We start from the raw sequence: 12,328 nt of genomic DNA, 5'->3' as shown, positions 1-12,328 counted from the left end.
GGTAGCGAATGATTAACAGATATTCTTCCCGGCAACAGAAGTTGGATGAGGGTTTTCTGATTGAGAAACTGCATAATGCCAGATTTTATGACCGTATTGCGGGGTATTTCTGCTCGTCGATACTGGAAGTTGCTGGAGAGAATATTGAAGCTGTGGCTGAAAAAGTTAGAGTGATATGTAATTCTAGTGTGTCGCCTGAGGATGTTGATATTGCGGTAAAAGCACAGCAGATGAAGCAGGAGTGGTGTGAATATGAGCCAGAGAATAAATACAGTACTCCTGAAGCATCGGATAGGCTTGCACGTTTGTATCGACTTCTCGCATCAGGGAAATTACAGGTAAGAGTTATACCGGATGAAGTATATGGGCTGATGCATGGTAAAGCAGGGGTTATCACATATAACGATGGTTCCAAAACGAGTTTTATCGGGAGTATAAACGAGACCAAAAGTGCCTTTAAACTGAATTACGAAATGATATGGGAAGACAGTTCGGAAGAGTCTGTAGATTGGGTTCAGAAGGAATTTGATTTCTTCTGGAATAATAAGTATGCAGTCGAATTATGCGATTATGTGGTAAATGACATTAATCGTATCGCTAAGAGACATGTTATTCCTTTGCATGATTGGAGGGAAAATGCTGTTCAGGAACTTGCTGCAGCTGCAGTAGAAGAGCCTGTATACAGGAAAGAATTCGGTTTATGGGAGCACCAGAAGTATTTTGTAGAATTGGCGTTTCGTGAGCACCAAAAGTCTGGGGGAGCAAGATTTATTCTTGCAGACCAGGTTGGCTTGGGAAAAACCATACAAATGGCTATGTCAGCAAAACTAATGGCGCTATATGGTGACAAGCCCATTCTTATTATTGTTCCTAAAACACTGGTATTCCAGTGGCAGGAAGAAATGATGTCTCTTCTGGAAATGCCGTCTGCCGTTTGGACCGGTAAAGGCTGGCAGGATGAGAATGGATATTTTTACCAGGCAGAAAACACTAGAGCGATACTTAGGTGTCCGAGGAGAATTGGGATTATTTCACAGGGACTTGTGGCTCGGAGAACAGAAGCTGCAGATCTTCTTAAACAACAGAAATATGAATGCATTATTGTTGATGAATGCCACCGTGCGCGAAGGCGTAATGCTAGTAGAGACGCAGATACTAATAAGGCTGATGCTAATTATCTTCTGAGATTTTTGAATGAGATTACCTTCAATACAAGGAGTATGATACTGGGAACAGCAACCCCGGTGCAGGTAAATACTATAGAAGCATTTGATCTTCTGAACATTCTCGCGCTTCCAACTGATAAGATTATGGGAAATGTATACAGTGAATGGAGGTCAAAGCCGCAGACTATGCTTAATATGGTATGTGGCCAGGATGCAGTCCCTGAGAGTGAACGGACTATGTGGGACATAATGCGTAATCCCTTACCAGCAAGGACTCCGGACTCAGTGAAGATAAATAGTTTGCGAGACGCACTTGATATTGAAGACGATACATATGTATTGGAACCGGAACTATTTATTCATTCAAGACCGTCAGTACAGGATAAGATCAGATCACTCTACGAGACGGATGATTTTGTTCATACGTATAATCCGTACATTAGGCATATTGTAAGAAGGACAAGGGATTTTTTGGAAAACACGCTTAATCCTGAGACTGGTGAACCTTATCTAAAGAAGATTGAAGTAAAACTCTATGGCGAAGATAATGAAGACTCTCTACCTTTGGAAGGTTATCAGCGCCAGGCATATGAAAAAGCGCAGGAGTTTTGTGATCTTCTTTCTAAGAGAGTCAAGGCAGGCGGTTTCTTGTCAACGCTGATGTTAAAGCGTATAGGAAGTACAATTGTTGCAGGCGATAATACTGCTAGGAAAATGCTCGCATGGACAGAAGAGGGTCGTCAGATTCTTGAAGATGAATTTGATATGGACTTTGAAGATGAAGCCATAGAGGAAGACGGAAGTGAGGTAAAGAATCTTACAGCTGAGGAAATTGACTGTCTCAAAGAGCTTGTAAAAATTCTTGGTTTAAACAAAGATAGCGATCCGAAATATAACAAGGTGCTGGAAATACTGACATCTGGAATTGATGATGCAATGCCTTGGAAAGATGCTGGATGCATAATTTTTTCACAGTATTATGATAGTGCTCATTTTGTAGCAGAGTCGTTATCTAGGGATCTCTCAGGGATAAGGATTGGACTATACGCCGGTGGAGATAAGTCGGGAATCTTTGAGAATGGGCAGTTCACTAGGATGGAAAAAAATGATCTTAAGGCATCGGTAAAAAAGAGAGAATTGAAGATTCTGGTTGGTACTGATGCAGCAAGTGAAGGTCTTAACCTGCAGTCTTTGTCAACATTGATAAACCTGGATTTACCATGGAATCCTACAAGATTGGAACAGAGAAAGGGTAGAATACAGCGAATAGGACAAATAAGTGACAGTGTAAAAATATTTAACATGAGATATAAAGATTCTGTAGAGGATAAGGTACACAAGGCACTTTCAATACGCCTTAATAGCATTTATAACATGTTCGGACAGATACCTGACACCTTGGAGGATGTTTGGATTGACATTGCCAATAATGATATTGAAAAGGCAAAAGAAAGAATTGATATGATTCCGAATCATAATCCTTTTACAGTCAAATATGAAATGAAACCAGCAAAAACGGAAGATTGGAATGCTTGTGAAAAAGTGCTTGATAAGCACGATAAGATGGAGCAGCTGTTAAAAGGCTGGTAATTATTATTGAGAGGGTATAGTTCATGGCAAATATAATGCTTGATGCAAAATTTGTTGGCGATATTGAAGGCGATTTCTTTGTTCCATCATATCAGCGTGGCTACCGATGGGGCGATGATGAGGTTGTACGACTTCTTGATGATATTTATGGAATATATGACGAGGAGACTAAGACAACCAGGAATTATTGTTTACAACCCATTGTAGTTAAGAAGCGAGAAAAAGACTACGAGCTGATTGATGGTCAGCAGCGTTTGACTACGCTTTATCTTATCTACAAGTATATGAGTGATTCCAGTGGCGGGTTTATTGAAGAGCCTCGTTTTAGCTTGAAATATGAGACGCGCTCTAAATCTGAAGACTTTTTGAAGTCTATGGATGATAACCAGGCAGGTGATAACATAGATTTCTGGTTTATTAGTAATGCATACAAAAAGGTAGAACAGTGGTTTAACACAATAGATGCCAAAAAGTCAGTTGTTATGAATCACTTGAATACATATTTTGCGGAGAATGTAAAGGTTATTTGGTATGAAGTAGATGAATCTGTTGATGCAATTTCGCTATTTACGCGTCTTAACATAGGAAAGATTCCGCTAACAAGTGCGGAACTTGTGAAGGCGATGTTCTTAAGCAGCGATAACAGAAAGGCGATGGATAAAGAACGTCAGGAAGAAATTGCTCTGCAATGGGATAACATGGAGAAAGAGCTTCATAATGACAGTTTATGGTATTTTTTGACAAATAATGAAAAGCTTAATTATCAGACTAGAATAGATTTGATTCTTGATCTCATATCTGATAAGGGCCTTGATAACAAGGAAAAGTACTATACCTTCTTTTATTTTGACAATCTTCGCAGGAGCGAGGATTTGAATACAATATGGCAAGATATAATGCACACTTTTCTCATTTTGAAAGATTGGTATGGAAATCATGAGCTCTATCATAAGGTAGGATATCTTATAGCATCCAGGAATAATACTCTTGGTGATATCTATGCAATGTCTAAAGGGAAAACCAAGAAAGAGTTCATGGATGCGCTTGACAATGCCATTAAGAATAGTATAAAGATTGGAGAAAACTACGCAGATCTGGCTTATGATAAGACAGGTGATTACTCTAAAATCAGCAGATTACTTCTTCTATTTAATGTGGAATCTGTTAGAAAGAATGGAGAAAGGACGCAATGGTTCCCGTTTGATAAGTTTAAGTTCCAAGATGGTGGAAAGGTCCGTTGGAGCTTGGAACATATTCATGCACAGCAGTCTGAAGGTATGAAAAACCAAGAAGATTGGACTGAATGGATAAGACTACATTTGAGCTCTGTAATGCATCTGTCCCCGGATAATGTGCAGTTGATCGAGAGAATGCAGAAGGTTGTGAATACTAAAAGGGTTGATAGAACCGAATTTGAACGCATTCAGACCGAGGTTGTAGCGATTCTTTCAACGCAGGGAAATGTTGAGTATATGCATTCAATTTCAAATTTGGCGTTGCTTAACAGCGGCAACAATGCAGCTCTCAGTAATTCTACATTTGATGTAAAGCGTAATGAAATCATTGATATGGATAAAAGGGGTGAATTTATTCCGTTCTGCACTAAGATGGTTTTTCTTAAATATTACACTCCTTCAGAGAGCACGCAGATTCATTTCTGGGGTCAGCCGGACAGAATAGCATATGTTAATGCTATAAATGAAGTCCTTGGTGAATATCTGGAAGAGCAGATATCTGTAGAGAAGGAGGCAAACTGATATGGCAACATCACTTCACACGTTTATAGACATATTTGATGCTTCCTTTGAAGGCGAGGAAGAACCGATAAAACTTAGTAAGATTGTTATTCCAATAATACAGAGGGACTATGCTCAGGGCAGAAGAGAAACTGATATAGCAAGAGTAAGAACACGCTTTTTAGATGCGCTATATGAGGCTATTGAAAGGACACCAATTACGCTTGACTTCGTATATGGTGATTTGAATTCTGATGGCGTGTTAACTCCCTTGGATGGACAGCAGAGGCTCACTACGCTCTTTCTTCTCCATTGGTATGCAGCAAAGAAGGAGAAGATATCATCCGAAGAGTACGCATTTTTAAATAATTTTTCCTATGTAACACGTTATAGCGCTAGGGATTTTTGCTCATACCTGATAAAGCATGAGCCTTCTTTTGCTATCAAAATATCTGAAGAAATAATAGATCAGGCATGGTTTCCTCTTGATTGGATGCAGGATCCTACAATAGCCGCGATGCTTGTTATGATAGACGCTATAGATGAGAAGTTTTCGGATGTTTCAGATATTTGGAAGAAATTAAAATCCGGAGCAATATCCTTTTATTTTCTTCCTATCAAGGATATGGGCTTAACTGATGAATTGTATATAAAGATGAATTCTAGGGGAAAGCCGCTTACATTATTTGAGCATTTTAAGGCAGAGTTAGAGCGTGAACTTAATAAGGTTGATAAGGCGGCTGCTAAAAGAGTTATTTCTAAGATTGATCTGGATTGGACAGATATGCTCTGGAGATATCGAGGGGACGATAACCTTATTGATGATGAGTTCCTTCGCTATTTTCATTTTATATGTGACATTTTATATTATAAGGCCGGAGACACTCCATTAGGAAAGGATCTGGATGAGTTTGCGCTAATAAAGCTATTTTTTAGTGCGGAAAATAAAAATGCAATCTCAAACATAGAACTCATGGAATCATATTTTGATTGTTGGGCTTCCATGAATGAAAAGCCTCAAGACTTCTTTGAGAGAGTGCTTAGTAACCGCCATGAAGTCGGAAAGGTTATGATCGAGGAAAGATACAAGATTGATATTTTTGAAGATTGTCTAAGAAATAATGGCGATTGGCTTGGAAATGGTAATAGATCTTTTGCTTTAAATCGAGTTATTTTGCTATATGCAGTCGTTGTATACCTGCTTAATAAGGGTAAAGTTAGTGAAGAACAATTTATACGTAGATTTAGGATAATCAATAATCTCACTCTAAACTCTGAATTTGAAATGAGTAATAGTGAGACAAGAGCTGGTGGAAATCGTATGCCGAATATTTTAAAGCAGGTTGATTCGGTTATGGTGGACGGAAGGCTTAACCTAAAACTTGAGAGAAACTTTAATGCAGTTCAAATAAACGAAGAAAATGAAAAGCTGATTTGGGTTTATAACAATCCAAGTAAGGCTGATGATTTGTACAAACTTGAGGACCATTATTTGCTTTATGGGCAAATTGAAGTGGTTGGACTGGATAAACCTGAGTATTTTAGCAGGTTTGAGTCTTTGTTTAAGTGCAATTGGGACTTGATAGATTGCGCATTATTAACGATGGGTAATTATCTTCAAAAAGAGAAGAATGAATGGAGATATCAGCTTGGATCGAAAAAGATGCCAAAAGCATGGACAAATCTCTTTCATAGGAGTTCGGCTGAAGGATTTGAGACAACTAAGACAAGTCTACGCATGCTCCTTTCAAAGTTTGATTCGTTTTCAGATGATAAGTTGAAAAAATTGATTAGTGACTTCCTAAAAGAACGTGAAAAGAATCAAAGGTATGATTGGAAGTACTATTATATAAAATATGAGGTTTTCAGAACCGGTAGATATGGAAAATATAGCTGGGATAACCTGACAGGCAAACCATATGAGATGGTTGCTATGTGGACAGAAAGAAACTTGTCACAGAATTCGTACCAGCCATTTTTGAAAGCGATTGATTCAAATCATATTTCTAAAGATGACTTTGGATTGCGTCTTGTATATGATGGATCCTATGTACAATGCGAAAACTCTGCATTCGTAACCTACAGTTCTGAAAACAATGAGGAGATATCTAGAATTGATATATGTCAGGATGATGAAGGAACAGATACAGAGGACAGAATAAAAAAATATCTGGAAATAGTAAAGGTAGAACAGGCATCAGAAGAGATATCCGATATCATGGAGGATCAGGAATCAAAAGATATCATGAAATCTGGAGGCAATCTAGAATTTGAGATTCCTACAGAATATAGAAATCCACATACAGTCGAAGTTGCAATAAAGCTATTGGAGCATTATCTAAATAGCCAAGAAAAGCTTATTACTTATGGAGATTTATGCAAAAAACTCAGTTTCCCGGAAAATCCTAGAAACGTGGAAGTGTTACTGGGGGAAGTGTCATTTACATGTAAAGAAAATGGGTTGCCACCCATATCAGCGCTGGTAGTGAATAAGGATACGTTTATTCCTGGTAATGGCTTTTTTGAGGCATATTATCCTGAAGTAAAAGTTTCAGATAGGGATAAGAAGTTTGTTGAGATTTATAAACAGATTGAGGAGTGTTCCGAGTGGAGAGCTTTGCTAGAAGCTTACAAAACACTTTCTTGAAATACCAATCAATGCTCACTTTTTTTGTACTATTTTTCAAGAAGAGAGATGAATGATGTATGGCGTTAAATAAATCCACCCTTCTTATTAGGGACTATGAAAACATAAGATCTATTCTCAGGGATGTATATATTTATGGCTGCTTTTCCAAGGATGATTATGTAGAAAAGCAAGGCATTAGCGGCAGAAAATATGACAAGGAACAGCAGAGAATAAGCGCTTATCTTCCTAAGAAGTTTATCCGGAAGCGGAGAATAGATAAAAAGGTGGTGCTGTACTGTACTTATGATGGTATGGAGAGCAGTGAGAATTATCTTGCTGATACCTACAGGAATAAGTCATTTACAGCGCTTGATGTCATGTCTTTCTTTTTTGTTCAGGAATTACTTAATGAAACACCAGAGATGACCGCGGGGGAGATCCTTGACTTATTGCCGGATTTCAATGAGGAGGTTATTTTTACTAAGGATAATCTTAGAGTGAAGCTTGATGAGCTTGTTGATAAGGGGTTCATTACAACAGTTAAAGATGGAAGAAATGTAAAGTATAAGCTTAGTAGCGATATATGGAGCGACTTTTCTGAAGATGAACTGTTGGATATTTGTACTTACCTGGAATTCATGAAAAATGTATCGCCGATTGAAATGCCATATTGCTTCCTGTATGACAAGATAAAGCTTTACCTAAGAACTGAGCGAGGAGTAGAGGTTCCAGAATACAAGATTTTTAGTTTTAAACATAGTCATCTGTTCAATGTTTTGGATAATGATGTATTGCTTGGAATACTCAGAGCTAAGGCTGATTCAAGATTGATAAAGGTTGCTGATTCCTACGGTCAAAAGGCAAAGAGCCTTATTCCTGGTGAAATAGTACATGATAGTGTTTATGGAAGGCAATATGTGTACTGCTATTACCCGGATGAAGACAGATATTTGGCACTCAGGATCGATAAGATTGGAGAGTTAACTATTGACCGGGAAATGACTGATGAAGAGCGGTCATTAGCAAGAAAAATGGCCAACTATTCAGACGAATGCTGGGCCACCTCATCATATGGAGATAAAACTTCTGAAGTGGTGATCCAATTTATGTTTGATGAGGAGAAAGAACCGTACATTTTAAGGAGAATATCGACGGAAGGCCATGGTGGGGCGATTGAGAAGAAATCTGATGGTTTATATGAATATAGGATTTCTGTCAGGGATCCAGATGAAATGATTCCTTGGATCAGGAGTTTTGGAGAGAGAGCAAAGCTCATCTCAAGTGGGGAAAGGAAGACAGAAGAGAAAATAAAAGAAGATTGGAAGAGGGCATTAGAAAAGTATGATTCTCTTTGATGAAGCCGAAAGTAAATATTACAAATTATTGGCATACCTGCTTGAAAGTGGAAGCGCGCTTACACATGGCGAAATAACAGATATGATAGAACAGTATTGCCCCGGGGAAACTGATTTTGAAGTAACAGAATCTCTTTTTTCTGCAAAAGAGGGCGAAGAAATGATTTACATGAAGGACAACGATGGGCTTGTTCCAGTTATGGAGGGCACATTTCCTGTGCGAAATAGCAGGATTGAAAATGAAGCTGCTAAGTCGCTTGCAGGTAGCCTTTATGTGAATCATTTTTTGTCTCCGGAAATAATAGAAAAACTAAAAGCGGCCACTAAGTCCATTACAATGGACTGGAATCCCAACGATATCACTATTAAAAACATGTTTGCAGGTGGAGCATCATCTGTAACAGAATCCTATAATAGCGAGCTTTCATTGATAGCCAAGGCTATTCGTGAACAGAAGGGTATTTGCTATGACTATGATAGGCCCGGACGTGTGCACAGAGAAAAATCAATAGTGTTTCCGGTAAAAATAGAATTTTCTCTTGTAAATGACCGGTTTAGGATATGCGGATACTTTGAGGATGAGGACCGGTTTGTAAAGATGAATCTTGATAGCATGCATGACATCAAGATTATTGATAAGTCAGCAAGCATAGACCTTATGGAGAGATACACGGAATTTATAAAGCGTGAGACCAAAACGGTAATACTGGATGTTGAACCGGTAGGACATGTTATTGAGCGGTGCTTTAGGGTGTTCTCTTATTATGACCGAAAGGCAAGGTATGATAAGGCAGAGAACAAGTATCAGTTAGAAATATCATATTTTAGAGCTGATGAGAATGAAGTTATCAAGAACATACTTTCTTTGGGAAGCTATGTCGTGGTTATGGAGCCAAGGATTATACAAAGGGAAGTTTATAACAGAATACAAGCGGCAAGCAAGATGTATGAATAAAAAAGGTTTATGTCAGGATGAGTAAGAATAATAAAAAAGATAAAGAAAAAGAGAATTATTCTTTGAAAAATTCAAGGAATAAAAAGACACTCGTTGTTATAGATGAGGATTACAGAAGGAGAAAGTCCATTAAGGGAAAGCCAACTTTTGTAGATGATGCGACAGGACTGACATACCAAGTATTAGGGCAAGAGATAAAGGTACTTCCTGACGAATGCCCTATATGTGGAAAAAGAACAGAGAAATACATATTTAAAGGAGAGGTTTTAGAAAAGCAAAAGGATATTACTGGAGTAAAATGTAAAAATTGCTCTTTAGTATTGTTTAAAACAAATACATATGTAGAGTACTTTGGAGCCTTTAAAAAGCTTAAGAGAATATCAGAAGAGAATTTTAGAAAAAGCTTGCATGAGAGAAAGATTGTGAGCGGTGAGATTAAGGAAACAATCAAGGCGGATGAAACTCCATCACAGTACAACAATACAATTACTAAGGCAGAGAATTCTGATAAGGAAACCATTGTAAGAAATGTAAAGGATGGAAAAATAAGAGCAACCCTTATCCCTACAGGAAGGAAACTACCTGAGAACTGTAATAATTGTGGAAATGAAACATACAATCTTATATATCTCATAAGGGATAATGAAGGAAAAACCAAGACTATTGTGGGAAAAGAATGTCCTAAATGTAGCACGATTTATTTTTCAGCCTGGCTATACCATCAAAATAGACTCTTTTTCGCCCAGGGAGATGAGCAAAGCGACGGAGAAAAGCAGGCTAGACACCTTATTGATGAATATATAAAGAGCAGTAATAAGAGATTTACTAGCGATGCAAGAAAGTCATTGGTCAGTACAAATGAGGATATTGATTGGATACTCCGCGAGTATTTGGGAAAGGTTGAGGGTACTGAAAAGAGAAGAATTCTTTCTGTTGCTATGAAAAGAAATCCAAGTGTATTTCTGTTGGATTTCTGTAAAGAGTATAAAAATGAAGATATTGAATTTGAAAATCAAATAGGGGCTCTGAATTTTGAAGATGAAAAGCTATATAAAACAGCAATTGATCTAATAGGAATGATTTCACCTTACCCCGAATTGCTTTTGAAGAAAATTTCCAATGATAGGACCGGGCAGGGAAAAATCTATGCTGAAATGAAAAAAGGGGAGTTTTCGATTCAGTACTTGAGCTATATTTCGACAAATCTGGAGCTGCTGTATGATGATTGGCTTCAAAATGAAATATTGAAGCGCGTAGAGGTGGATGAGACTTTTCTGGAATACATCCCATATCTTGATTTGTTTAGCAATGATGCAAGAGAATATCTTAATTCTATAAATGATTTGGCTTTAATAAATTACATTCTTCAGGTAAGTATAACTTGGATAGAACCTAGTGAATCTGCAGGTTGGTCAAATGAGATGCAATGTGTGGTGGACTTGCGTAATAATGATTTGTCTGATGAGGATGTAGATAAATTAGAAGAGTATTTTAAAGAGATAATAAAGAATGCGCAAAAGAAGGTGTCAGTTATGGATATTTTGCCTCCATACTTTGACATGCTTATTACGCTTGCAGAATCATATGCAGGACTTCCTTTGATGGAGGAATTGTACATGGCTTTTTGTGAAATGGGGGTAAATCTCGATAATTGCGAAGACATTCTTGCATCATATAAATCAGAAGTTCTGTTTAACCGATGGATTAATACTCAGAATAGCTTAGATATGACACCAAAGCACAGGGTGGCAAAGCAATTACTTATAAACTACCCAGATCAGGCTCCACTAATATTGGCGGAGGTAATGAATTCTGGAGATGAGTGCTTTATCAAAAATGTAAAGATAATGACTGATGAGTTACAGATTCCTTGGGTGGTCATGAATGAAGAAGACTACAGTGCTATTCGTGCAAATGACAACAAAGAAAGAGCTATTGAAGAAGATAAAATTGAAGAAGAAAAAGCGTTGCAATGCGAAATTGATGAACATAAAGACGAGATGATAGGATGTGAAGTTAATGAGGATGACATATACACGGATGACTTTGGGAATCACTTTGATTTTTCAGAGTTGAAACACTTTTTGGATTTGTGATAAGTTCGCACAGTTTTTTTACCGTTAATTATTTGGGCTTTTGATAAATTATATACATAAATATTACGAGAGAGGTTCGCTATGGGATTAAAGGATGTTGTTATAAAAGAGGCAAGACCATTACCTGTTCTGTTATTGGTAGATAATAGTGGAAGTATGGCAAATGAAAAGATAAACACTGTAAATGTGGCTCTTAAGGAAATGATTGCTGAGTTTAACGGCATCAAGAATGCAAAGGGTAAGATCAGTGTAGGAATAATAACATTTGGTAATACTGTTGAAATAGTCCAGCCAATAAAAAGGATTGAGGAAACGGTTGTTCCGGAATTTCAGGCAGCTGGAAAGACGTGGATGGGAGAGGCGATAGACAAGGCTATTGATATGCTTGAAGACAGAAACCAGGTTCCTGAAAGAGCATATACTCCTACCATAATTTTGCTTAGTGATGGATTACCGTCTGATTGTCCTGGGCGGACTGATCCAAAGAATTATGATTTTTCGCAGTGGGAGCCGTTACAGAGGTTACATTCCAGTGAAAGACTCAAGAAGTGCCCTAAACTAGCGCTTGGAATAGGTGACGGAACAAATTATAGAATGCTTAATGCGTTTATAAATAATCCGGAGGTTCCAGTAATAAAAGCAAATGACCTAGCGACAATCACAAAGTTTTTCCAATGGGTTACATATTCAATAAGCAAGAGATCTGTTAGTAGTAATCCGAACGAGCCAGTCATCGGAGATCCAAAGGAAATGTTTGGAGTAGATGAGGTGGAATACCTGCTCAGTCTGTAAGAATAGGAT

At 37.8% G+C, this 12,328-nt stretch carries 7 protein-coding genes; all 7 read left to right on the top strand.

The genetic code is table 11. The annotated features are described in order from the left end of the window. Positions 1–8: 8 nt before the first annotated feature. The 7 genes from G613_RS0110130 to G613_RS0110100 all read left to right on the top strand — a co-directional run bounded on the left by G613_RS0110130 (position 9) and on the right by G613_RS0110100 (position 12,319). Entirely contained in the window at positions 9–2,756 is a 2,748-nt protein-coding gene (locus G613_RS0110130; RefSeq protein WP_029232556.1) for a phospholipase D-like domain-containing anti-phage protein, read from the top strand. 23 nt (positions 2,757–2,779) lie between these two features. Next, a complete protein-coding gene (locus tag G613_RS0110125) occupies positions 2,780–4,513 on the top strand; it encodes a DUF262 domain-containing protein (RefSeq protein ID WP_029232555.1) in 1,734 nt (577 codons plus the stop codon). A 1-nt stretch (position 4,514) separates the two neighbouring features. Next, a complete protein-coding gene (locus G613_RS0110120) occupies positions 4,515–7,139 on the top strand; it encodes a DUF262 domain-containing protein (RefSeq protein ID WP_081647853.1) in 2,625 nt (874 codons plus the stop codon). Positions 7,140–7,198: 59 nt separating this feature from the next. Then, positions 7,199–8,476: a helix-turn-helix transcriptional regulator gene (locus G613_RS0110115; protein WP_029232553.1), complete on the top strand. Its 1,278-nt coding sequence runs from the start codon at positions 7,199–7,201 to the stop codon at positions 8,474–8,476. Continuing rightward, a complete protein-coding gene (locus G613_RS0110110; protein WP_029232552.1) occupies positions 8,463–9,431 on the top strand; it encodes a WYL domain-containing protein in 969 nt (322 codons plus the stop codon). The genes G613_RS0110115 and G613_RS0110110 overlap by 14 nt, the downstream gene beginning before the upstream one ends. Positions 9,432–9,448: 17 nt before the next feature. Continuing rightward, positions 9,449–11,527 (top strand): hypothetical protein, encoded by a 2,079-nt coding sequence (locus G613_RS0110105; RefSeq protein ID WP_029232551.1) that lies wholly within the window; start codon positions 9,449–9,451, stop codon positions 11,525–11,527. A gap of 81 nt (positions 11,528–11,608) precedes the next feature. Continuing rightward, positions 11,609–12,319 carry a vWA domain-containing protein gene (locus tag G613_RS0110100; RefSeq protein WP_029232550.1) on the top strand — a complete coding sequence of 237 codons (711 nt, stop codon included), beginning with the start codon at positions 11,609–11,611 and terminating at the stop codon, positions 12,317–12,319. Positions 12,320–12,328 lie beyond the last annotated feature (9 nt).

Source organism: Butyrivibrio sp. VCB2006 (assembly GCF_000420945.1).
In the GTDB taxonomy this organism is placed as follows: Bacteria; Bacillota; Clostridia; order Lachnospirales; family Lachnospiraceae; genus Butyrivibrio.
The sequence above is the reverse complement of the archived record's forward strand: the minus strand, read 5'-3'. Positions and strand labels throughout refer to the sequence as shown.